The sequence below is a fragment of the Paraburkholderia sp. GAS82 genome, assembly GCF_050436285.1.
Lineage (GTDB): Bacteria > Pseudomonadota > Gammaproteobacteria > Burkholderiales > Burkholderiaceae > Paraburkholderia > Paraburkholderia phenazinium_B.
In genome coordinates this window covers 106,558-129,904 of record NZ_JBNDLX010000011.1, presented here as the reverse complement: position 1 = coordinate 129,904, position 23,347 = coordinate 106,558, and the positions used below count along the sequence as shown (strand labels likewise).

The 23,347-nt window shown below is 60.6% G+C and carries 23 protein-coding genes; 13 read left to right on the top strand and 10 right to left on the bottom strand.

Going from position 1 to position 23,347, the window contains the following annotated elements; genetic code table 11:
* The first annotated feature begins 5 nt into the window (after positions 1-5).
* Positions 6-671, top strand: coding sequence for an NAD(P)-dependent oxidoreductase (locus P3T17_RS29925; protein WP_074268709.1), 666 nt, complete (start codon positions 6-8; stop codon positions 669-671).
* A gap of 5 nt (positions 672-676) precedes the next feature.
* Here the strand turns inward: P3T17_RS29925 and P3T17_RS29920 are convergent, their stop codons facing one another.
* Entirely contained in the window at positions 677-1,720 is a 1,044-nt protein-coding gene (locus P3T17_RS29920; protein WP_429410136.1) for a helix-turn-helix transcriptional regulator, read from the bottom strand.
* 187 nt (positions 1,721-1,907) lie between these two features.
* Between P3T17_RS29920 and P3T17_RS29915 the strand changes: the two genes are divergently transcribed.
* Positions 1,908-2,180 (top strand): DUF817 family protein, encoded by a 273-nt coding sequence (locus P3T17_RS29915; protein ID WP_429410133.1) that lies wholly within the window; start codon positions 1,908-1,910, stop codon positions 2,178-2,180.
* Here the strand turns inward: P3T17_RS29915 and P3T17_RS29910 are convergent.
* The 3 genes from P3T17_RS29910 to P3T17_RS29900 all read right to left on the bottom strand — a co-directional run bounded on the left by P3T17_RS29910 (position 2,158) and on the right by P3T17_RS29900 (position 5,793).
* Positions 2,158-2,943, bottom strand: coding sequence for a class I SAM-dependent methyltransferase (locus tag P3T17_RS29910; protein WP_429410130.1), 786 nt, complete (start codon positions 2,941-2,943; stop codon positions 2,158-2,160). The genes P3T17_RS29915 and P3T17_RS29910 overlap by 23 nt on opposite strands.
* Before the next feature lie 230 nt (positions 2,944-3,173).
* On the bottom strand, positions 3,174-4,088 hold the full coding sequence (locus tag P3T17_RS29905; protein WP_074268707.1) for a glutaminase: 915 nt from the start codon (positions 4,086-4,088) through the stop codon (positions 3,174-3,176).
* A 127-nt stretch (positions 4,089-4,215) separates the two neighbouring features.
* A complete protein-coding gene (locus P3T17_RS29900) occupies positions 4,216-5,793 on the bottom strand; it encodes a DHA2 family efflux MFS transporter permease subunit (RefSeq protein WP_429410128.1) in 1,578 nt (525 codons plus the stop codon).
* Between the two features lie 286 nt (positions 5,794-6,079).
* On the opposite strand from P3T17_RS29900, the gene P3T17_RS29895 reads away from it, so the two are divergent.
* The 3 genes from P3T17_RS29895 to P3T17_RS29885 all read left to right on the top strand — a co-directional run bounded on the left by P3T17_RS29895 (position 6,080) and on the right by P3T17_RS29885 (position 8,855).
* Positions 6,080-6,748, top strand: a complete 669-nt coding sequence (locus tag P3T17_RS29895; RefSeq protein ID WP_074268705.1) for an alpha/beta hydrolase — start codon at positions 6,080-6,082, stop codon at positions 6,746-6,748.
* 214 nt (positions 6,749-6,962) lie between these two features.
* Positions 6,963-8,015, top strand: a complete 1,053-nt coding sequence (locus P3T17_RS29890) for a rod shape-determining protein (RefSeq protein WP_429410126.1) — start codon at positions 6,963-6,965, stop codon at positions 8,013-8,015.
* Between the two features lie 39 nt (positions 8,016-8,054).
* Positions 8,055-8,855, top strand: a complete 801-nt coding sequence (locus P3T17_RS29885) for an alpha/beta fold hydrolase (protein ID WP_429410372.1) — start codon at positions 8,055-8,057, stop codon at positions 8,853-8,855.
* Positions 8,856-8,893: 38 nt separating this feature from the next.
* Here the strand turns inward: P3T17_RS29885 and P3T17_RS29880 are convergent, their stop codons facing one another.
* On the bottom strand, positions 8,894-9,295 hold the full coding sequence (locus P3T17_RS29880) for a hypothetical protein (RefSeq protein ID WP_074268703.1): 402 nt from the start codon (positions 9,293-9,295) through the stop codon (positions 8,894-8,896).
* 383 nt (positions 9,296-9,678) lie between these two features.
* Between P3T17_RS29880 and gltA the strand changes: the two genes are divergently transcribed.
* The 6 genes from gltA to P3T17_RS29850 all read left to right on the top strand — a co-directional run bounded on the left by gltA (position 9,679) and on the right by P3T17_RS29850 (position 17,746).
* Positions 9,679-10,980, top strand: a complete 1,302-nt coding sequence (gene gltA, locus P3T17_RS29875; protein ID WP_074268702.1) for a citrate synthase — start codon at positions 9,679-9,681, stop codon at positions 10,978-10,980.
* 273 nt (positions 10,981-11,253) lie between these two features.
* Entirely contained in the window at positions 11,254-13,527 is a 2,274-nt protein-coding gene (locus tag P3T17_RS29870) for an amylo-alpha-1,6-glucosidase (protein ID WP_074268701.1), read from the top strand.
* 78 nt (positions 13,528-13,605) lie between these two features.
* Positions 13,606-14,466 (top strand): MurR/RpiR family transcriptional regulator, encoded by an 861-nt coding sequence (locus P3T17_RS29865; protein ID WP_074268700.1) that lies wholly within the window; start codon positions 13,606-13,608, stop codon positions 14,464-14,466.
* 264 nt (positions 14,467-14,730) lie between these two features.
* Positions 14,731-15,780, top strand: coding sequence for a C45 family autoproteolytic acyltransferase/hydolase (locus tag P3T17_RS29860; RefSeq protein ID WP_429410123.1), 1,050 nt, complete (start codon positions 14,731-14,733; stop codon positions 15,778-15,780).
* Between the two features lie 28 nt (positions 15,781-15,808).
* Complete coding sequence (locus P3T17_RS29855; RefSeq protein ID WP_429410121.1) at positions 15,809-17,155, top strand: aspartate aminotransferase family protein; 1,347 nt, start codon at positions 15,809-15,811, stop codon at positions 17,153-17,155.
* A gap of 36 nt (positions 17,156-17,191) precedes the next feature.
* Complete coding sequence (locus tag P3T17_RS29850) at positions 17,192-17,746, top strand: carboxymuconolactone decarboxylase family protein (protein ID WP_429410119.1); 555 nt, start codon at positions 17,192-17,194, stop codon at positions 17,744-17,746.
* 34 nt (positions 17,747-17,780) lie between these two features.
* Here the strand turns inward: P3T17_RS29850 and P3T17_RS29845 are convergent, their stop codons facing one another.
* Both P3T17_RS29845 and P3T17_RS29840 read right to left on the bottom strand, forming a co-directional pair.
* Positions 17,781-19,079, bottom strand: coding sequence for a type II toxin-antitoxin system HipA family toxin (locus tag P3T17_RS29845; RefSeq protein WP_429410117.1), 1,299 nt, complete (start codon positions 19,077-19,079; stop codon positions 17,781-17,783).
* Positions 19,079-19,405, bottom strand: coding sequence for a helix-turn-helix domain-containing protein (locus P3T17_RS29840; protein WP_429410114.1), 327 nt, complete (start codon positions 19,403-19,405; stop codon positions 19,079-19,081). Before P3T17_RS29840 ends, P3T17_RS29845 begins: the two co-directional genes overlap by 1 nt.
* 497 nt (positions 19,406-19,902) lie before the next feature.
* Here P3T17_RS29840 and P3T17_RS29835 point away from each other — a divergent pair, with 497 nt between their 5' ends.
* Positions 19,903-20,328, top strand: coding sequence for an OsmC family protein (locus P3T17_RS29835; protein WP_074268694.1), 426 nt, complete (start codon positions 19,903-19,905; stop codon positions 20,326-20,328).
* 106 nt (positions 20,329-20,434) lie between these two features.
* Here the strand turns inward: P3T17_RS29835 and P3T17_RS29830 are convergent, their stop codons facing one another.
* Genes P3T17_RS29830 through P3T17_RS29820 form a run of 3 tightly spaced genes read right to left on the bottom strand, consistent with a single transcriptional unit; the run spans position 20,435 to position 22,487 of the window.
* Positions 20,435-21,049, bottom strand: a complete 615-nt coding sequence (locus tag P3T17_RS29830; RefSeq protein ID WP_074268693.1) for a hypothetical protein — start codon at positions 21,047-21,049, stop codon at positions 20,435-20,437.
* Positions 21,050-21,099: 50 nt separating this feature from the next.
* Positions 21,100-21,891 carry a molybdopterin-dependent oxidoreductase gene (locus P3T17_RS29825; RefSeq protein WP_074268692.1) on the bottom strand — a complete coding sequence of 264 codons (792 nt, stop codon included), beginning with the start codon at positions 21,889-21,891 and terminating at the stop codon, positions 21,100-21,102.
* Positions 21,892-21,893: 2 nt separating this feature from the next.
* Positions 21,894-22,487, bottom strand: coding sequence for a cytochrome b/b6 domain-containing protein (locus P3T17_RS29820; protein ID WP_429410112.1), 594 nt, complete (start codon positions 22,485-22,487; stop codon positions 21,894-21,896).
* A 205-nt stretch (positions 22,488-22,692) separates the two neighbouring features.
* Between P3T17_RS29820 and P3T17_RS29815 the strand changes: the two genes are divergently transcribed.
* Entirely contained in the window at positions 22,693-23,319 is a 627-nt protein-coding gene (locus P3T17_RS29815) for a TetR/AcrR family transcriptional regulator (RefSeq protein ID WP_429410110.1), read from the top strand.
* Positions 23,320-23,347: the final 28 nt, after the last annotated feature.

Here is a 23,347-nt window from a genome sequence, read left to right as displayed (position 1 = left end):
GGATCATGAAAGTTGCGTTGATTGGCTCGTCCGGCTTCGTCGGCAAGCATCTGCAGAAGGAATTGCTTCACCGTGGGCATGAGGTCACGGTGATGGTTCGAAAGAATGGGGGCGTTGCGTCACAACCGGGCCTCAATGTCGTGACCGGCGACGCCTATTCGCCGGAGTCGGTCGCAAACGCCGTGCGCGATCACGATGCCGTCGTGTCGGCTTTCAACCCAGGCTGGAACGACCCCGAACTATTCGATAACTTCCTCCGTGGGAGCGAAGCGATTGTTCGCGGAGTAGAAGCCAGCGGCGTGCGGCGTCTTGTGGTCATCGGTGGCGCGGGTAGCCTTTTTGTTGCACCGGGCGTCCAGCTTGTCGACACCGATTCCTTCATCGCACATGTCCCGCCGAACATCGTACCTGGCGCGAGGGCGGCTCGGGACGCGTTGAATTCGATGCGCAGCAACACGGCTCTGGACTGGACATTTGTGAGCCCGCCAGCATTCCTCGAAGAGGGCGAGCGGACCGGTACCTACCGTCTTGGCGGAGAGCAACTGCTGATGGATGGCGACAAACCGGCCGGTATTTCGGTAGCCGATCTCGCCGTGGCGGTCGTCGACGAGCTTGAAACGCCTCGTCATATCAAGGCGCGATTCACAGCTGCGCGCAAGGCGGCCGGCTAACCGCGTCAAGACCGCTTCGGCGATGCGCCCATGTCGTCGCGGTACTGCCGGATGTCCTGTGGCGCGAGGCCGTAAGCACGCCGAAACGCTCTGGTGAAGTCCGACGCGCTCCGAAAGCCATGAGCATAGGCGATGTCCTGCACCGGGACGCCGGGCCATGCGACGAGCTCGTCGGCGGCGGCGCGCAGGCGCACATGCCGGATATAGGCGCCGAGCCCTCCTTCGTGCTCAAAGAGGCGATAGACCGCGCGTCGCGAGAGGCCCAGCGACTCCACGACGCCATCGGGCGAAAGATCGCCGTCGTGCAGATTCCGATGCACGTAGCGGCGTGCCTGGTCGAACGCCATTGCCCGGGCGAGCGCGGGCTTGCCACCCTTTAGCCCCGCCTGCTCGCCGAACGCGTCCGCGATCAGCAGCACGATCTCGCGCAGGATCCGATGAGCATCCCAAGGCGCCATGTGGCCGACGTGAGCAGCAAACGACAGAACGCGGCCCGCGAGATAATGCACTACGGGCAAGTGTGGCGAGAGCGCGCGTCCGTGCAGGACCGATGGGTCTGGAAACACATTACATAGCAGCGTGCCCGGCAGAAAAATCGTGACGTGCCGGCAGGGCGCGCGCTTGAACTGCACGGGCTGGTTGAGATCGACGGCGAAGATGCCGCCCTCGAGCGCCGTGCCTGTGCGTTTGCCGGGGTATATGAGTTCGTTGCCGGGCGCAGTGTCGAAAAACACGTGGAAGACGATACTGCGCGCGTTGTCCTGGGAGATGCGCGCGATCGTCCGGTCTTGCGTGATGCGGTCGGTGTGGCAGTCGGCGAACAGGAATTCGCCCACGGCGTAGCGGTCGATCCAGCCGCGAAACGGCTGCCTGCGTTCGTCGCGCGTCGTCAGGAGGTTGACCACCCCAATCATACGGTCGCACCACGCCAGCAACTGCTGCTGGACGGGCAACGCGCAAACGTCGAAATGCTGGTGCGCGATTTCGAGCCGCTGGGCCGGATCCAGGACGATGGGCAGATCCTGGAAGTGTGTCTTGACGGCGGGCATGGCGAGGATTCGGTAGATCAGATGGTCTGGCAGGGCGGTTCTGCGGTGAGCCGGCCGAACGCCACCTGGACGCGGCGCCCGTTGGCATAGACCACTGGCGGTCTCCCGGGGCTCCGAGCGATTTTACAACTCGTAGCCTCGACCTGTTGAATTCCACCACTATCTGCCGGACGTTCGGTACCTGTTGATGGCATGCGTCGCGATTGCCTTTCGCCGCTGTACCGTGTTCTTTCTGATTGGTCGAAGCTACCACCGGATGCCGTTATTGCTCGGTTTCGTGCTTATCGCCACGTTCATCTGGCTGGCAGAAAACATCGGCACGTTCAGTCACGCCTGGTTGTATCCAGGCCAGATGCATGGGTGGGCGATGGTGTCCGTAGGAAAACTGGGTTCATGGTTCATGCTGACCATCATGAGTTACGTGATGGTGACATTGATCAATCGCCCCCGGAAGCTGTGATGGAGCTGGATTTTCTGGTGCGAAAGATCATGACAAGATTCAACGAGCAGAAGGCGATGGCGCCTCCCTGGAAAAAAACAAGACTGACAAACAGGTTTATTATTTTTTTAATGGGTATGGAAAATAGTCCATGTATCGTTCGTCGCAGAGTGCCGGTAATTAACGGCTGAGCCTCTCCGCCAACAAAGACGAGTTCCACACCCAATTCGTTGGCAAGATATTTTACCTTGCCACTTCCAATTACCGTTATATGAGTCATGTCACTATTCTGATTGAACAATCCGAATGGTGAGTCTCCATTTGGAAACCGGGCGATGAAAGTTCCACCGTCTTTCAGTATTCTTTTTGCTTCTCTTAGAAAGGTCAGAAGATTTTCCTGACTAACGTGTTCGAGAACGTCGAAAGCCACTACCAGATCGAAGGTATCGTCTGGAAATGCGCTCAGACCGGTTGTGCAGATGCAATCAAAATTGAGGCGCCTGGCGGCTTCGACCAGATCCTTGTTGATTTCTGTGCCGACGATATCCCATTGCTTTTTTCTGGCGTAGGTGAGAAAGCTGCCGTTACCAAAGCCAATCTCCAGCGCGCGTATCTTTCTGTCGGTTTTAATATTCGCTTTTTTTATTTCCGCATCGAAGTAGCAGCTTTCTGATTTTCCTAATCTGCCAAAGTTGCTGACTTCCCAATTTTTCCATTCGCGGTATGATTTTCCATACTCCGCACCGGGTTTTCCGCTGGATGAGGGAAGTGCATTATCGGGCATAACTCTTCTCCTGTGCGATGTCCCCGAGTTGCTAGCGTTTATGCCTTGTTCGGTGACTTTCGATGCTTCGGGTTTTCGAGCGAATCGGAGCATCCGTCGGAAAGATGCCTGTTTGCCGCCTGAGCCAGCTGGAGAAAATGGGCGATTTCGTATTATAGTTGCGCCGACTCTGTCCGCTGCGGACAGAGTCGCGCTCTTTTACGCCGCCAAAATTACCTGCCCCGGCGCTATTAAAAGATCGACTGTCCGGTAAGTGTGGTTAGCCATTCCAGTGACTTCACCCCCGCCAACGAATTCCCATTGCTATCCAGCCCTGGCGACCAGACGCAAACCGCCATTTCGCCCGGCAGCACGGCGACAATTCCTCCACCAACCCCGCTCTTGGCCGGCAGTCCCACGCGATAGACAAAATCCCCCGCCGCATCATAGGTACCGCAGGTCAACATCAGCGCCGACAATCGTTTGGCCGAACTGCTGTCAAGAATCCGCTCCCCGGTCGCCGGCACAACGCCGCCATTGCTTAGAAACAGCGCCGCCTTCGCCAACTCGACGCAACTCATCGAGATCGCGCATTGCCGGCAATATGCATCCACCACCGAGTGGACCGGCATTTCCATGTTGCCAAAGCTGGCCATGAAATGCGCCATAGCCTGGTTCCGATCGGCGTTTTGCAGCTCCGATTGCGCGACGCGCAAATCGTAGTCGATCGTCACTTCGCCGGTCAGCCGCCGCATGAACTCCACCAGCGCGGTTTCCGCCTGCACGAACCGTCGGCACAGCACATCGGTGACCACCAGCGCGCCAGCGTTGATAAACGGATTGCGCGGCTTGCCTTGCTCCGCTTCGAGTTGCACCAGCGAATTGAACGGCGTCCCTGACGGCTCGCGCCCAACGCGCTGCCACAGTGCATCGCCGAGCAGCCGAAACGCCATCGTGCAGGCGAATAGCTTGGAGATACTCTGGATGGAAAAGCGGGTGTCGGCCTCGCCGGTCCGGAACACCTCACCGGCGTTCGTGACAATGGCCATGCCGAAGCTGTTGGCTGGAACCCTGGCCAGCTCGGGAATATAGTCGGCAACGCGACCGGTACCCAGGTAGGGCTGCAGATCGTGGTGGATCTGTTCGAGGATGCCTTGGTAGTTCATAAGCGAGGGCGAGCGTGGACGCCGGGATTTTACTGGCAAGCCGTTGCAAATGGTAAATCGGCCGCCATGCCCACTGCTTGTCCACGCCCAACGCGCCCAACGCGCTCAACACACCCAGCGCCCGCGCTCAGTGTGCCCCAGCCGCACCCGGACCGCCGCCGCCCTTGGCAGGCCGGGTAATCCAGATCAGCGGAATGATCAAAATAAAAATGATCGCGGAGATAAAGAAAATATCGTTCAGCCCCATCATCGCCGCCTGCGTATTCACAGTGAAATCGAACAGGGCGTTCGACGATTGTGTATTCAGATGCAGCAGCGACTGGGTCGAGTTGATCTGCTGGTTGAACAGCGGATTATCGATGGTGGCCTGCTCCGTCAACCGGGCATGGTGAAGCACGGTACGATTATTCCACTCATTGCCCGCGATCGACGTACCCACCGCGCCGCAAAACACCCGCGCAAAGTTCGACAGACCCGCTGCCGCCGGAATCTTCTGAGGCGGTTGTCCGGACAGAATAATTGCAGTCAGCGGCACGAAGAACAGCGCCATCGGAATGCCTTGCAGAAGCGTCGGCAGCACCAGATGCCACGTGTCGATCTCAATCACGTATTTTGAGCGCATGTAAAACACGATCGCAAAGCCGATAAAGGCGAGCGTCGCGATAATGCGCGCGTCCGAGCGCGGCAGCACACGGCCCATCACCGGCGCGAGAAGCACCGCGAATATGCCGAGCGGCGCGGTCACAAGACCGGCGTCCACTGACCGGTAATTCAAGTACTCCTGCATCCATTGCGGCAGCAGCACGAGGTTGCCGAAGAACACGCCATAAGCCACCGAGATCGCAATCGTCCCGCCCAGGAAGTTGCGCTGCGTGAACAAACGCAGATCGACGATCGGGTTTTCTTCGGTGAGCTCCCACACGAGGAAGAACGCAAAGCTGATCAGCGCCGTGATGCCGAGAATGACGATCACCGGCGACGAGAACCAGTCGAGGTCTTTGCCCTTGTCGAGCATCACCTGCAGCGAAGCGACCCAGGCGATCAGCAGGCCGAGCCCCACCACGTCGATAGGCGGTTTGCGGGTGGGCGTTTCGCGGGTGCGGTAGATCATCCACGTGACCCCGGCCGCGAAGATGCCCACCGGGATATTGATGTAGAAAATCCACGACCAGCTATAGCTATCCGTGATCCAGCCGCCGAGCGCCGGTCCGGCAATCGGGCCGACGGTCGCGGTCATGGCCCACAGGGCGAGCGCTGTCGACGACTTCTCCTTCGGATACGAGCCGAGCAGAATGGCCTGCGACAGCGGAATCAGCGGACCAGCCACCGCGCCTTGCAAGACCCGCGCGAGCAACAGGATGGGCAACGTGGGTGCGATGCCGCACAGCCACGACGACAGCACGAACATCAGAATTGCGCCGACGAACAGCTTGACCTGGCCGATGCGCTGCGTGAGCCAGCCGGTCAGCGGAATCGACACCGCGTTGGCGGCGGCGAACACAGTAATGACCCAAGTGCCTTCGTCCACCGAGACGCCCAGGTTACCTGAAATGGTCGGAATGGCGACGTTCGCGATCGACGTGTCGAGCACGTTCATGAAAGTGGCGAGCGCAACGGCGATTGTCGCGAGTACGAGCTGGCCGCCTTTAAGCGGCGGTGGAGGCGGCGGCGGGGCCGATGCGGGCGCAGGTGCGGGCTGGCTCAATCGATTCTCCGGAGCGGTGTCTTAAGCGATGCGGGATGCGGGATGCCGGCTTGCTGGACGGCAGGCGGCTCACCGCTGGCCCAATGGCTGTCAAAAGCATACCTGCATTCCTCAAGTAGGGTTGTCGACGTGCACAGCGCATGCTGGCCAGGGCTCGCCAAAGGCGGCAAAAAAAATCACGAAAGCGTATGCTCGCGGCTGTGATTTGCCCGGCGTCGCGCAAACGGCGTCGGGTCGTTCGTTGATGTGCATCGAAACAAAAGACAGAAAGCAAAGGGAGTCTGATATGGCCTGGGAAGAATTCGAACATGGCTGGCGCCTCGCGCCTGCCGTCCCGCCGGCTGATGCGCCGGCTCGCGCGCTGGTGGTTCTGCTGCATGGCGTCGGCAGCAACGCGCAAGACCTCCTTCCGCTCGCCGATAGCTGGAGCGAGACATTTCCCGATGTCGCCTTTACCTCGCTCGACGGCAGTGAACGCTTCGACGGCGGCTTTGGTGGCCGCCAATGGTTCAGCCTGCGCGACGTAAACGAGGCTAACCGCATTGGCCGCGTGGCGGATGCCTACCCGCCGCTACGGCGCATGCTCGAAAGCGAGTTGCAGTATTGGCAGCTTCCTTTCGAAAAGCTTGCGCTGGTGGGTTTCTCGCAAGGCTCGATGATGGCGCTTCATCACGCGGCGACGAGCGACGACGCGCCCGCTGCCGTCGTAGCGTATTCAGGACGCCTTGCTTCCCGCATCACCACGCAGGCGCGCACGCCGCTGACGCTGGTGCACGGAGTCGAAGATGCGGTGATCCCAGTCCTCGAACTCGAGCGAGCGGCCCATGCGTTCAGCGATGCCGGTTATGCGGTCGGCGCATTTGCGTTGCCCGGCATTGGTCATACGATTTCGGGCGAAGGATTGGTACTGGGACGCGATGCGCTCGTCCGTGCACTGGGAGCAAAGGCCCCTTGAAACAGGCCGAAACTCGGTCCGAAATGAAATGGAAAATAAAGTAAGCCTAAAGAATTTGTTCTACTTGCCGTTAATGGTTCAATAGCGCGAAAATCACGCGCGCTGCATAAAGATCTTGCTGCACCCGCGGGGGTGTTGGGTGGGCTTGGTGCGGTACAACGGGGATTCATCGCAGCGCCCGCAAGGGCGATAACGACAAACGCAGAGCCTTCATATGGCCAGACCGAAGCCGCATCATCCACTGTTCAGGGGACTGTTCCGTCACACCGTGGCGGTCGACCTCGGCACGGCCAATACCCTGATCTACACCGACGATGGCGGCATCGTCCTCAATCAGCCGTCGGTGGTGTGCTTCCAGAAGCAGCCCGAAGCCGGCCAGAAGCGGGTGGCGGCAGTGGGCGCCCAGGCCAGACAACTGCTCGGCCGCGCGCCCAACAATCTTGAGACGGTACGGCCGATGCGCCACGGCGTGATCGCCAACTTTTCCGCCGCGGAACACATGATTCGCCAGTTCGTGGAGATGGCCCGGCCCAGACCGCTGTTCGGCCGCCGTGCTGCATTCACGATCTGCGTACCGGCCGGGGCAACCCAGGTCGAGCGCCGCGCCATCAAGGAAGCCGCCGTGGCGGCGGGCGCCTGGAAAGTGAGCCTGATCGGCGAATCGCTGGCTTCGGCGGTCGGCGCGGGCTTGCCGGTGTCGTCGGCAACTGGCTCGATGGTGGTCGATATCGGCGGCGGCACGACGGAAGTCGGGGTGATCGCGCTTGGCGGCATGGCCTATAACGGCTCGGTTCGCGTCGGCGGCGACCAGTTCGACGTGGCTATCATCAACTACGTGCGCTCGCTGTATGGGGTGCTGCTCGGCGAGCAGACCGCGGAACACGTGAAAAAGACCATTGGCTCTGCCATGCGCGACGTGCCGATGGAGCGCATGAACGCCACCGGACGCAGTGTCGACGACGGCCTGCCGCGCACGGTCGAACTGAACAACCACGATATCGCCGATGCCATCGAAGGGCCGTTGCGCCAGGTGATCGGCGCCGTGAAAACGGCGCTCGAATGCGCGCCGGCCGAACTGGTAACCGATATTGCCAGCTCGGGCATCGTACTGACCGGCGGCGGCGCGCTGCTCGCCAACCTGGGACGTCGTCTGACCGCCGAACTCGGACTCGGCGTGCGCATCGCCGATGAACCGCTGACATGCGCGGTGCGCGGTGCGGGGACGGCAGCGGAAGCCGGCCTGCTGGACGAACTCGTCTACGAATAACGCGTGACGGGCGATATCGAGCTCTCCAATGGCTTGCGCATGCCCTACGTCGAAGCAGGCGAGGGCGAACTGCTGCTGTTCGTGCACGGCTCGCTGTGCGACTACCGCTACTGGCAGCCACAACTCGACGGACTGGCGAAGCATTACCGCTGCGTAGCGGTGAGCCTCACTCATTACTGGCCGGTGACGGATACGCCGGCCGACATGCCGTTCAGCTGGAGCAATCACGCAGACGAACTGGCCGAATTCATCGAGCGCCTGGGCTCTGGGCCGGCACATGTCGTGGGGCATTCGCGCGGCGGCTGCGTGGTGTTTCATTTTGCGCGGCGCCACGCGCAGCATGCGCGCACGGTGACGCTCGCCGACCCGGGCGGGCCGTTGCAGATTGCAGGGCGGCCTGTTGCGAGCCTGCCGGAAACGGTCAATGCATTGCGGGCGCGGGCCGCTCAGTTGATCGAAGAAGGCAATGTGGACGCGGGCCTGCAACTGTTCGTCGATTCGGTGAGCCGTCCTGGCTTCTGGGCGAAAAGCACGCTGGCATTCCGCACGATGGCGATCGACAACGCCCACACCCTGGCGCGCCAGTTCCGCGATCCGTTGCCGGCCTATACGCCGGAAGATGCCGCGCAGGTTCGCTGCCCCGTGCTATTGATCGACGGGGAGAAGAGTCCCGAGATGTTCAGACGCACCGCCACTGCGCTCGCATCGTGGTTGCCGGATGCGCGGCGCGAGACGGTGCGCGGCGCATCGCACGGGATGAATCTGGCGCACCCTGCTGCGTTCAATCGCTATATCGACGAATTTATCCGCAGCGTGGGCGGCCACGCCTCACAGCGCTGAACCGGCTGATTCAGCCAGCCAGTTCAGCTAATCCAGCATTAAGCCTTGCGATGCGCGTCAGCGTCGAGCGCGCGCTCGGCTGCTTCGCCGACCAGACCGTGATAGTACAGATGCACGCCGATCGCGAGCGAGTCGTTGCGGATTTCCTGGAAGGCTTTCCACGCCTTGACCGGCTCCTTGAACACGAGGTAGTGCGCTTCATTGGCCACCAGTCCGGCGACCTTATGCAGGCCGTGGCTATTGAGCCTGGAAACGAGTTCGTCGAGGCTGCTGTGCGTGCGCGCGTCGGTACGCGGATAAAGCATATGCAGTACGGCGACGTTTTGCGTCTTCAGTGCCGCGGACAACGCCACCACGATGTCCTGATGGTTCAGCGCGGTAACGATGCTGTCTTCGGTGTGGTTGAGATCCGGAAACAGCGTTTCGAGCGATGCGTTCATCTGGTAATCCTGTTCTTCAGACTGGATAAAAAGGCCCGCCGCGAACGGCGGGCCAAAGACAGCGATGTGTTTTGCAGGGGAAGCAACACACGCAACGAGTATCTCAGACGGCGCGCGCTTCTGCTGCTTAGGCAGAGCAAAACATTGTTGCAATAACTACGCTATCTTTCAGTTGGCTGGCTGAGTCTAGCTGGCCAATATTCGTAGGAATGAATTGGATTTAATACGATCCGCAACGAATGTTGCTTAGGTCGAGATGGATTGTTGTGGCCAATCGCCGCAATTAATGGACGAGGTAGCCGTAAAATGCAAAGCCTGAGCCGGCTTTAGAACCTTCGTAGTCCGGCACGAGTGCGATGTGATAGCAAAAAAGGAACACGTAGATGAACGACTCTAAGACACACGCAACGCTGAAGTTTTCCGACAGCGACCAGACCGTCGATTTCCCGATCTACAAGGGCACGCTGGGCCCGGACGTAATCGACATCCGCAAACTGTACAGCCAGACCGGCAAGTTCACGTATGACCCCGGCTTTATGTCGACGGCGGCGTGCAACTCGGCGATCACTTATATCGACGGCGACAAAGGCGAGTTGCTGTACCGCGGCTACCCGATCGATAACCTTGCGGAGAATGCGGACTTTCTCGAAACCTGCTATCTGCTGCTGAACGGCGAACTGCCGAATGCAGCGCAGAAGGAAGAGTTCGTCGAGACCGTCACGAAGCACACGATGGTGCACGAGCAGATGCACTTCTTCTTCCGCGGCTTCCGTCGCGACGCGCATCCGATGGCGATTCTGGTGGCCGCTGTCGGCGCACTGTCCGCGTTCTATCACGACTCGCTCGACATCAACAATCCGCAGCATCGTGAGGTGTCGGCCATTCGCATGATCGCCAAGCTGCCGACGCTGGTGGCGATGGCGTACAAATACACGGTTGGCCAGCCGTTCGTGTATCCGAAGAACGAGCTGTCGTATAGCGCGAATTTCATGCGCATGATGTTTGCGAACCCGGCAGAGGAGTACAAGGTCAACGACGTGCTGGTGCGCGCACTCGATCGCATCCTGATCCTGCATGCGGATCACGAACAGAATGCGTCCACGTCGACGGTGCGTCTGGCCGGTTCGTCGGGTGCGAATCCGTTTGCGTGTATCGCAGCCGGTATCGCCTGCCTGTGGGGCCCGGCACACGGTGGCGCGAACGAAGCCGCGCTGAACATGCTGGAGGAGATCGGCTCGGTCGACAACATTCCTGAGTTCATCAAGCAGGTGAAGGACAAGAACTCGGGCGTGAAGCTGATGGGCTTCGGTCACCGCGTGTACAAGAACTACGACCCGCGTGCCAAGCTGATGCGCGAAACCTGCCACGAAGTGCTGGAAGAGCTGGGCCTGCACGACGACCCGCTGTTCAAGCTGGCCATGGCGCTGGAAAAGATCGCACTGGAAGACGAATACTTCGTGTCGCGCAAGCTGTACCCGAACGTCGATTTCTATTCGGGCATCGTGCAGCGCGCGCTGGGTATTCCGACCGCGATGTTCACGTGTATTTTCTCGATGGCACGCACGGTGGGCTGGATTGCGCAATGGAACGAAATGATTGCGGATCCGGAGCAGAAGATTGGCCGTCCGCGTCAATTGTTTGTGGGCTCCACGCCGCGTGAAGCCAAGCCGATCGCGCAGCGCTGATTGACCGCCGGCATGGCCTGAGTGCCGCGTGATTGCGGACGCTCTGCGGGCGTTGTCTCCAGACAGGAGACAATGCCCGCAGTCCGTTTACGGCAAAACTGCATGACGCGTGCCACCGCACATATGCACCGGTCCGGCGCATCGTTCGTAGCGTTTTGTTACGCCTTCGAAATAGCTTACCGGCGTAAATCCACCACCTACCTGTGTTAAGTTCGTTCGACGGGCGCAGACCCTCTACAATCGGAACGAAGCCCATAGCACAGGAGCAAGCTGATGCAGCAACCCGAAGCCCTTGGCGGACTCTCAGGCGGCGTCGACCATGTCGAACACGAACCGGATGGCGCATTTATCCCGCCGGAAAACCTCAACGTCGCTAGCGCGAACCAGTTCGTGCTGAAGTCGGGCGACACCTTTATTGTCAACGACCCACTAGGCGATATTACCGGCCACGACGACGGCCTGTTCGTCAACGACACGCGGGTCCTCTCACAACTGCGGCTGACTTTCGGCGGGCGTGCACCGTCGCTGCTTTCAGGCAGTGTCAGCAGCGATAACACAGCGTTCACGGCGCACCTGACCAACCGGCCGTTGCCGCCTTTGGGCGGCGACAGCACGCCCGAGGGTGTGATCCACGTCGAGCGCGTGCGTGTACTGTCCGGCACGGTGCTCAACGAAGCGATCGAACTGACCAACTACGGCACGAAAGATGCCGTCGTGCCGCTTTCCATTTCGTTCGCCAGCGATTTCCGCGACATGTTTGAAGTGCGTGGTCTGAAACGCGACAAGCAGGGCAAGATCGAACCGGCGCGCGTCGAAAACGGCGAGGTGCTGCTCAGCTACGTAGGGCTCGACAATGTCGCACGCAACGTCGGCATTGCGTTTTCGCCGACTCCGGACAAGCTCTTTGCCAACCGCGCGGACTACACGGTGCAATTGCCGGCGCAAGCCTGCGTGTCGATTTATCTCGCCGTCAATGTCGAGGTGGAGGCAGAGCAGGCCGCTACCAATGCCGACGTCGCAAAGTCCGTTCATTCGCTGAACGAGGCGCATCTCACGCAGATCGATGCAGCACGTCCTCGCGTCGGACGCGCTGCCGTGCGCGCGGCGCTGGTCGATGCCCACCTGGTGATGCGCGAGCGGCGCCGGGCGACGGCGCGCGTGCGTTCGAGCAATCCGCTGTTTAACGCGTGGATCGACCGCTCACTCGCCGATCTCGGACTGCTCACCACCGATCTGGAAACCGGTCCTTATCCGTATGCCGGCATCCCTTGGTTTTCGACCCCGTTTGGCCGCGATGCGCTGATTACGTCGCTGCAAACGCTTTGGTTGCAGCCGGGACTGGCGCGTGGCGTCCTGCGCTTTCTTGCCGAGCATCAGGCGCGCGAGAATTCGGCGTTTCGCGACGCGGCGGTCGGCAAGATCATGCATGAGATGCGCAAGAGCGAAATGGCCGCCACCGGCGAAGTGCCGTTTGCGCTCTATTACGGCGGGGTCGACTCGACGCCCCTGTTTATCGTGCTGGCCGGTGCCTACGTGGCACGTACCAACGACCTGGGTCTGATCGACGAGTTGTGGCCGGCGCTGGTGCGCGCGGCCCAATGGGTCTCAGGCGTGTGCGACAAGAACCGCTTCGGCCTGCTCGACTATCAGCGCGAATCGGATGGCGGTCTTGCGAACCAGGGCTGGAAAGACAGTCACGATTCGGTCTTTCACGCAGATGGGCGCTTCCCTGACGGGCCGATTGCGCTGGTCGAGGTGCAAGCCTATGCGAGCGCAGCGTTCGACACCATGGCGCATTTCGCCAGGCTGCGCGGTCTGCTGGACGAGGCCGCCGGTTATAGCGAACGCGCGAAGGGCATTCGCCAATGCGTGGAAGAGAAGTACTGGATGGAGGAGTTCGGTTTCTACGGCATTGCACTGGACGGCCATGGTGAACTGTGCCGCGTGATGGCATCGAATGCCGGCCATCTGCTCGCCTTCGGCTTGCCGTCACGCGAGCGCGGCGAGGCCGTGGTGCGCGGTCTGCAGTCGACGCTGTTCCACACCGGCTGGGGCGTGCGCACGCTCGCTGCAGGACAGGCCCGTTTCAATCCGATGGCGTATCACAACGGCTCGGTCTGGCCGCATGACAACGCGCTCTGCGCGCGCGGTGTGGCGCGCTACGGCGGCAAGGCGACCGCGGTGAATCTGCTGCAGGCGCTGTTCCAGGCGGCGGTCAATTTCGACATGCGTCTGCCCGAACTCTTCTGCGGCTTCCCGCGCCGGCGCGGTGAGCCGCCCACTGCGTACCCGGTCGCGTGTCTGCCGCAGGCATGGGCAGCCGGCTCGCCGTTCATGATGCTGGAAGCGTGCCTCGGTGTAACCGTGGATGCGGCGAAGCGAGAAGTCCTGATCGAACAGCCGATGCTGCCTGAAGGTATCGACTGGCTCGAAATCGGCGATATGCGTGTCGGCGATTCGAGCGTGACCATCACCTTCCGGCGCGTCGCGGGCAAGGTGGTCGCCTCGGCGGAACAGGGCGATGTGCGGGTCGTGGCTTTGCTGTAAACGCGGGTCCTGGGTTGGTGGTGCATGCGGTGTTCCGGGTGGTAACATTTGTTGTCAACTTACTCCCTGGTCCATCGCATGCCCGACAGTTTCGACCAGCTCGCCGCCCTGATCCGGGCGCGCTTCTCTGAACTCAGTCCGCAATTCCAGATGGGAGCCGCGTTCCTGCTGGATCATCCCGACGAAGTCGCTGTCTCTTCCATGCGCAAGGTGGCCGAGCGGGCTCAGGTGCAACCTGCCTCGCTCGTGCGGCTGTCGCAGCAACTCGGTTTTCCCGGCTGGAATGAACTGCGCAATCTGTTCGTGGCGCGCGTGCGTACGCGGCCCGAGCCGCTCGCCAGCCGCGCCCGTTCACTCGTCAAGACCAATGCCAAAGACGCGTTGGCGCACGATCTGCTGGTGGCGCAACAACACAATCTCGATGTCACGGCTGCGCATAACACGCGTGTCACCGTTGAAACCGCGCGGTTGCTGCGTCGCGCGCCGCATGTGCATGTCGCAGGCTTTCGCTCCTGCTATGCGGTGGCATTTGGTCTGGTGTATGGATATCGATTGTTCCGCTCGTCGGTGTCGTTGCTGACGGGCGAGGCCGGTACGCTGGAGATGCAGCTGCGCACCATCGAACGCGATAGTGCGACTGTCGTTATCAGCTTCGCACCTTATTCGGTGGAGGCAGCCCGCGTGGCCGAGGCGGCGCTCGAGAAGGGCAGCAAGCTGATTGCGATTACCGATAGCGCGGTATCCCCGATCGCGCTGAACGCCGACAAGGTGCTGATTTTTTCACACGAAAGCCCTTCGTTTTTTCCTTCACTCGTCGCGGCCACCGCCATTGCGGAATCGCTGGTTGCGCATCTGTTGGCGCTTGAAGGCGCCGACGCGGTCGAGCAACTTGAGATTGCCGAACGCTCGCTGCATGCGAAGGGCGCTTACGTGCCTTGAGGATGCGCGGAGCGGGGCTGATGCTGCCCTGCAGCCCCGCTACATCCGCAGCTTTTACTCTGTTTTTGTGCCGCTCGCTCCATTCGATATACGCTCGGCCGTATTGACAACATATGTTGTTGAGAGGTATAAATTGGAATCGAGTGTTGAATCGATGTCATCGTGGCTGAAGGCGTCCTTTCAACGCGCCGCACCTGTTGAGCGGGTCACTGCTGCATGTTGCTGCGCCACAGCAAACCGGGTTTAAGCGAGGCATAACCGTCAATGCAGGAATGGAGTCTCTTTCGTGTCACCGGGCAACCGGATGACATCGGCTACAGATTGGGCGAACTGGCGCGGCCGGTGATGGCGGCGTACATGCAGCAAAGCGCTGCGTGGAAGCAGGTGAGCCGGTGGCGTGGCCATCCATTCGTGGAAGCGCTGCGGCGGGCAGCTGAAGCGTATTTCCCGGCGCTGGTTGCCGAGTTGGACGGTATGGCTGCGGGTCTGGCATGGCCCGTAGAAGATGTGTTCCTGTGGAACTGCCGCGGCGAACTGATCCACAACGCGCCAGACGGTTGCACGACGCTAGCCGCCGCGTCAGGCAACGCGCGTTTCATCGCGCACAACGAAGACGGCGATCCGTATTTGCGCGAACGATGTTTTCTCGTGGACGTTCAGCCTGTCGGCAAGCCCGGTTTCGTGAGTTTCTACTATCCCGGTTCATTACCGGGACATACGTTTGCCGCCAGCCGCGCGGGCATCGTGCAGACCATCAACAATTTGCGCATCCGCGTACCGGCGGTGGGTGTGCCCCGCATGATCCTCGCGCGCGCCGTGCTTGATACACGCTCGCTCGACGAGGCCGTTGCGCTGTTGCGCGATATGCCACGTGCGAGCGGTTTTCATCACACGCTAGGTTGTGTGAGCGACTCGCGTCTGGTGAGTGTTGAAGCAACGGCACGGCGTTGCTCGGTGGTTGCCGACACCTCTCGTTTCGGTCACGCGAATCATATGATTCACGACGGCTGTGATGGTGAAGGGCAAATCATCACCGAGTCCTCCCGCGACCGTCAGGCGCGCGTGAATGCATTGATTTCGACGCTTGGCGCACCAGTAACAGACGACGCACTGCTGCGCGTTCTAAGCGATCAGGAACCTTCCGGACTGCCCATTTACCGCGAAGATCCGCACGACCCCGACGACGAAAACACCTTGGCCACCGCGCTGTTTCGCATCGAAGCGGACGGTGTGGCGATGCAGGTCTATCGTCAGGGACAACGTGCGTTCGATACGTTTATTCCACGGACGGCTCATTCGAATGCCGCCTTCTGACCGCGATCAAGCGATAAGGATACCTATCATGTCCACCGTATTTCACCGCGCACCGAAGCAGGCGTTGCCGGTCGCCGTAGCTGGCGATGGCATCGAGATTATCGACGCCGCCGGCAAACGATATATCGATGCGTGCGGCGGGGCCGCCGTTTCGTGCCTCGGTCATAGCAACCAGCGCGTGTTCGACGCCATCAGGCGTCAGTCCCAGCAATTGCCGTACGCGCACACGTCGTTCTTTACGACGCAGGTGGCAGAAGAACTCGCGGACCGGCTCGTGGCTAGCGCACCGTCTGGGCTGGATCATGTGTATTTTGTGTCGGGCGGCTCGGAGGCGATCGAAGCGGCGTTGAAGCTCGCGCGCCAGTACTTCGTCGAGAAGGGCGAGCCGCAGCGGCGTCATTTCATTGCGCGCCGCCAGAGCTATCATGGCAATACACTTGGGGCGCTGGCGATTGGCGGCAATGCATGGCGCCGCGAGCCGTTTCTGCCGATTCTGATCGAAGCGCATCACGTCAGCCCGTGCTATGCGTATCGCGAGCAGCGCGCTGACGAAACCGAAGAGGCCTTTGCGCAGCGATTGGCGGATGAGCTGGAACAGAAAATCCTCGAACTGGGCGCCGAGACGGTGGCAGCTTTTGTCGCGGAGACGGTGGTCGGCGCTACTGCGGGCGCAGTGCCGCCAGTGCGGGAATATTTCCGCAAGATTCGCGCTGTTTGCGATCGCTATGGAGTGCTGCTGATTCTCGACGAGATCATGTCGGGAATGGGGCGCACCGGGTATCTCTATGCCTGCGAAGAGGACGGTGTAGCGCCGGATCTGCTGACGATCGCGAAGGGTCTGGGAGCTGGCTATCAGCCGATCGGCGCAACGCTGGTCAGCAAGCGCATCTACGATACGATCGTCGGCGGCTCGGGCTTTTTCCAGCACGGTCATACGTATATTGGGCATGCAACCGCGTGTGCCGCCGCACTCGAAGTGCAGCGCGTGATCGCCGAGGACAATCTGCTATCGAACGTGCAGGCGCGTGGCGAACAGTTGCGCGCACAGCTTCGCGAGCACTACGCGCAGCATCCGCATATCGGCGATGTGCGCGGGCGCGGGTTGTTTGTGGGTGTCGAACTGGTGCAGGAGCGGGCGAGCAAGACACCATTCGACGCGAAGCTCAAACTGCATGCAGCAATCAAGCGCGAGGCTTTCGCGCGCGGGCTGATGATGTATCCGATGGGTGGCACGGTGGACGGCAAGAGTGGCGATCATGTGCTGCTGGCGCCGCCGTTTATCTGCACGGCGCAGGATATCGACAATATTGTGAGCCGTCTCACCGACGCCATTGACGGCGCGCTTCATTCAACCGGCGTGCGCGCGGTGTCCTGAGAGTGGACCGCCGCTTCATTACTTGCGAGAGTTTCCATGACTGAACGTTTGCCGCGTTTCGATGCCGCGTATGCCACGCCTGAGCAGAAGGCCGTACTCGACGAGATATTGTCCGGTCCGCGTGGGAATCTGAATGGTCCGTTTCTGGGCTGGATTCACAGTCCCGAACTCGCGCAGCAGGCGCAACGGCTGGGGGCGTTTTGCCGCTACCGGACTGGCCTGCCGCTGCGTTTATCGGAGTTGGCAATTCTGGTGACGGCCGCGCGCTGGCAAGCGCAGGCCGAGTGGTACATACACTATCCGATTGCTTTGCAGGCTGGCGTTACCGAGGCCGAGGCGGAGGCGATTCGCCTGGGTCAGCGGCCGTCTTTTGCCAATCCTGAAGACGCGCTGATCTACGCGTTTGCCAATGAGCTGTATGACACGAAGCGGGTGTCCGATGCGACCTATGCGGCAACCGTGGAGCGCTTCGGGCATGAGGTCACGATCAACCTGGTCGGCTTGCTGGGGTATTACGCGCTTGTCGCGATGACGTTGAATGTGTTCGGGATGCGGGCCGAAGGGCAGGAGACGTTGCCGTTTGCGGAGTAAGCGCGAGCAAGAACGAGCAAGAACGAGGCAATCGTCAACGTTCTAGCAGTCTCCTGGCCGCCGCGAGTTCGGCGTGTTCGAAAGCGGGTTCGAATTCGTCCGCTTCGCGAGCTGTCATGCCGATTTCTTTCGAGAGTGCCATCTCCCGCCATGAACGTACGGCAAGATATATGTTGCCGAGTAGATCGAGAGCCGCGCTGTCAGCCAGATGGAAATGCCTGGCCGCCGCGACGGCTTCTTCGATCGAACCACTCGGTCCAGATTCTTCCGTGAGCCATGTCTTGAGTTCGCGATCCTTGTCTGGCATCGGATTGAGATCAAACGCAGGGGCAAGGCGCCATTGCCCATGCCCTACGTGCAGGAAACCATGATTTTGCAGGTGATCGTCCACATTGGTGATGAGCATGCTGAACACGATCCGGCGCCATAACTCAGTCAGATCTCTGCGCGGATCGTCGCTGACAACCAGGATCTGTTCTGCGATCTCGGTGTACGAGTGATCTTCTTCGCGCGACGCCTGGAGTAGCGATGCTGCCGACAGGTACGGAATCCGGCCGCCGTTATGGCGGTCAAAGCGACGGATCAGCGCAACCGGCACGTTGTCGGATAGCACGATGCGCGCGTGTGACGTGTCGATACCGGCCGTTTGCGCGAGGCGCAGGGCAAGCACTTCGGCGCGCGTAACCGCGCGCTCGTCCTGAACGCTTGGAAACTTGCCAATGGCGAGATGCCCGTCGTCGTCGACTATCGTGCATTTGGGCCGCATTCCACCGAGCGACGTTCCGCGCCCGCGTAGATAACGCAAGTCAGCTTCAGTCTCAGTACCGCTTTCGACCGCACGTGACGCGCCCAGTAGCTGGCCTAGTTCGATTAGCGGAGGAGCGCGGTGGCCGCCGTCCTCCATCGTGCGCTGAAATATCCCCTGGTCGTTCGCAAAGCGGATCGCTCCAACCCGGCTTTCGTCATCGACGCCAAGCAGGTAGTCCATCTCGGTCAGCGCACCACTAAAGTTCTTACCCTGTTCCTGCGCGCGCTTACGTCGCTTTGCGTGGTCACGCGCAATGACCCGGCAGCCCCAGCCGTCAGGTTCGGTGTCCGCGATCGCAAAATGAAAGACGGAGTCGTTTCTGGTGGGAGCTTTGCGGAACTGCCGTTCTGTGGTCAGGACAAGGTCTGGAGAAATTGCGAAGTGAGAGTCGTCTTGAAGCCAGTTTGTGTCATAGACGAACGCCGAGCTTTCACGGGACCCCAGTTTTGCATAGGTCAGTTGGCCGACGGGTAATGCCGATGACCCCAACGCTACGCTTACTGTGCGCTCGACGGGTACAGCCATTACAGGGCTCCTGACGATGAAGTGGTCTTTTTGCTCCGGATACGTTTGGGAAGGTTTTGATCCATCAGGGTTAGGCCAACATCGTCTCCGGCAGTGTCCAAAAGGTTCGTAAAGCGCTCCAACTCGCTCAATACGAGCATTGCGGTCGCGACCGTGCCCACGGCGACCGTTGGGTCGCCTTTTTCAAGCCGCTGCAAGGTTTTTAGCGAAACCTGCAGGCGTTCCGCCATGGATTGCGTGGAGATGCGTCGACGACGACGGGCCAACGCGATGTCCGCACCGAGTTTTTTCAATCCACGACGAACCGGCAAAGGAAGTGTGTCCAATTTTGCAGTCGTATGTGACTTGATAGGTGAATTTAACGGTTCCATATGACTGATTATAGTCTGAAATCGGGTTTCTCGTGAAAATTATAGGTTATAGGTCACATGTGACTCTATAAAATAGATAAAAGGCCATATGTGACCGTTAGCGATCAGAGGAAAGGTTGGATTGGTCGAATTTGCACCTGGGCATCCGACGTCGGGGTGCGAGGCCGCCGCCGCTATGCAAACCGGGGCTCCGAAGCTGCTTGCGCACTCGCCCTTGATCCGCCACTGGCTCTATGTTGATCGCGACGGCCCTCGCGCGACCCTGCCAAACACTTGACCGCACCGATCTCCAGAAGCGCCTATGATGAAGACCGGTCTACGCCCGCGTCTGTCGCGCTGCGTGGCATGCATCGACCGGCGCCGAGCCCGCAAGAATCCGGGCGTGACCGTTGCGGCAGGCGCCATGATGGGATAGCACAGCAGCGCTGACAGGGCACCAACAGGAGAGAACGATGAAGCGCAAGGCATCAGCGGTCTGGCAAGGCGGCCTGCAGGACGGGAAAGGCACGATTTCTACTGACAGCGGGGTTCTCAAGGACACCCAGTATTCGTTTGCGACACGTTTCGAAGACGGTATCGGCACCAACCCGGAAGAACTGATCGCGGCTGCACACGCCGGGTGCTTCTCCATGGCGCTATCGGCCGAGTTGGGCAAGGCGAATATCAAACCGGAACGTATCGGCACCACGGCAACCCTGACGCTCGACAAGGCCGACGGCGGGTTCGCCATCACCGCGGTTCACCTTGACGTCAAGGTGAAGATCCCCGGCGGCGACCGGGCGGCGTTTGAGAAAGCCACGGCGGACGCCAAGGCGGGATGTCCCGTTTCGAAAGTACTGAAGGCCACCATCACCATGGATGCGACGCTCGAAACCTGAGCGCGAACCGGTGAAGCAGCAATGAGAGTCTGAGAGCGGGTGTGTGGCGCCGTTTGGCGCCGCACACCCGAGTTGTCACGTTGACAGACAGAGTTGACAGACAGAGTTACATCGGCGGCGCCACACCGTCCTTCTCAACCACCACACGTTGCGCCAGGAACGCACCCTGCGCCGCAGGCGTCGCGACCACGAACACTTTCTTGCCGGCCGTCAGGTCGGTGCGAGTGGCCGGAACGAAGGTCACGACCGGCACATTCGGCGGTACCGTCACCACGTTGTTACCCCCCTTGTACGACAGCTTCAGATCGCGGCCGCTGGTGCCTTCGGCCACCTGGTCGACATTCGCGTTCGTCATCGAGCTGTTAGGACCGAGGTCCCACGCATAGTGGCCTTCACCGGTGCCGCGAGCCGATTCCGGAAACACCACCACTTCGGTGGCGGTCAGCTTGCCGTCGGTGCCCGTGGTGGCAGCCGTGCCGATAAACGAACCCGGCTTGATATCGGCCAGTTGCATTGCCTTGACGGCGGAAACGGTGACGGTCGGCGCCAGATTGATGGAGACCGTATCGCCGCTACGGCGATGCACCTGCAGGACATCGCCATTCAGCGAGACGACTTCGCCGCGAATCCGCGACGGTTTGACCGCGGGCGTCTGCGCGAGCGCGACACCGGCGAAAGCGAGCGAGACAAGCGTAACGCCAAGTTTCAGGCGGATAGACATGGAATCTCCGTAGATTGAGTGTGGGTTGACTTGAAAAACAGGGATGCTGCTCAGGAACCGCCGAACCAGTTGTAGCCCTGGTTCTCCCAGTAACCGCCGGGATATTCATTCGTCACGGTGATCGCAACGATGTGCTTCGGATTCTTGTAGCCCAGCTTGGTCGGCATGCGCAGCTTCATCGGAAAGCCGTATTTCGGCGGCAACACCTGGCCGTCGTAGGTCAGCGTAAGCAGCGTCTGCGCATGCAGGGCTGTCGGCATGTCGATGCTGGTCCAGTAGTTGTCGGCACAATGCAGCGACACGAAGCGCGCCGTCGTATCCGCGCCGGAGCGCTTCAGGAAGTCGGCAAAGCGCACGCCGCCCCAGTGGCCGATCGCGCTCCACCCTTCAATACAGATATGCCGCGTGATCTGGTCCGTCTGCGGCAGCGCATGCAGTTCATCGAGCGTCCAGACCCGCTTGCCGTTCGCGAGGCCGCCCACCTGAAGGCGGTAGGTGGCGGCGTCGACTTCCGGTACGTCGTCTACGTCGTAGAACGCGTTGAACGGGAACGGCCGCGTGATCATCGATTCCGGATAAGTCGGCGCCATGTGGTTCGGATCGAACAGCAGCGCCTGCACGTCGTCGTTGAAGAAAGAGATCTTGCGCAGCATCGTGTTCACCGATTTGTCGGTGCTCAGATCGCAGCCCGACAGCAAGGCGAGGCCGCCGAGCGAGAGGATCCGCTTGCCGAGCAGGCGGCGCGCCGGGTCCTTCAGTTCGCGGTGGGCATCCTTCAGGATCGCGTCGCCATGCGAGGCGAGCGTCGTGCCGGGTTGTGCGTTGCGCTTGCGAATCGCCATGTCTACCGTCCCCGGATCATCAGGAGCAGCGAGCGCGGCACCAGCGCGACCATCACGACGTGCACGGCGAAAAGGGCCACCAGCACGCTCATACAGACGAAATGCACGACGCGCGCGTTGTCGTAGCCGCCCATCAGCGTTCGCAGGAGCGGGAACTGCACCGACTTCCACACGGCCAGCCCTGACAGCACCAGCAGCGCGATATCGACGATCACTACCAGGTAGGCGAGCTTCTGGATCGAGTTGTAGACCGAGAGATCGCCATGAGTGAGACGGCCGCGCACGGCTGCGACGATATCGGCGGCGAGCGAGCGGAAGGTGAGCGGCAGCAGTTTGCGGCGCAGGCGTCCGGACGCCAGATTGAGACCCACGTAGACGAGGAAATTCGCCACCAGCAGCCACATCACCGCGAAGTGCCAAAGCAGGGCGCCGCCGAGCCAGCCGCCTAGTGTGATGGCAGGCGGAAACTGCAAGGCGGGAAAGATCGGCGAGGCGTCATAGACCTGCCAGCCGCTCATCACCATCAGGACGACTGCCAGCGCATTGATCCAGTGTGTGATGCGGACCCAGATGGGTTGAATCGTGGTGTGACTCAAAGCGATCTCGTGGTTGTTGGCCATTCACGTGGGGGAGGGCGTGGACGCATTTGCCGGCGTCGAGAGGGCTAACACCGTTTGGCCGGGGCTATTCCACCGAGGCCGAAGAATTTTTCTTAAGAGGGGCGTGACGTCACAGGCGTCCCAAAGACCTCACTGCCAGCACGCTTGATTTATTGAATGGATAGTCATAATATCCAAACCCATGAGCCAGCCTGCCACCTCGAAGAAACCCCGCACCACGAGCGCCCGAGGGCGCCCGCGTGAGTTCGACACGTCTACGGTGCTGGCCCATGCGAGCGATGTGTTCTGGCGCCACGGTTACCACGCCACCTCGATCGACGATCTGTGCAAGGCTACCGGCCTGCTGCGCGGTAGCCTGTACGGCGTGTTCGGCGACAAGCACGGCATCATGCTGGCGGCGCTCGACCACTACGCGGATGGCTCGGTTGCCCGCCTGGCGGAGCGTCTGAACGCGCCGCTGCCGCCCGAGGAGTCGCTGCGCAACGCCTTGCTGCATTACGCGAAGACGTCGTGTTCACTCACGCAGCAACGCAGTTGTCTGATTACGAACACCGCGCTGGAAATGCAGGCAGACGATACCGCGCTGCGCGAACGGATCGGCTCGATCCAGCGCCGCATGGCGACGCTGCTCGCGGGTGCCGTGATTCGCGGCCAGGCGAGTGGCGCCTTCAGTTCGACGCTCGACGAAAAAGCGGTCAGCAAATTTCTGCTGTGCATCATGCAGGGACTGCGCGTGCTGGGCAGGGTCGCGAATGACGAGGACCAGTTGACGGACATCGTCGACGTGGCGATGCGCGCGCTCGTGTAAATTTTTTTTATCTAATTTTTGAACAAAC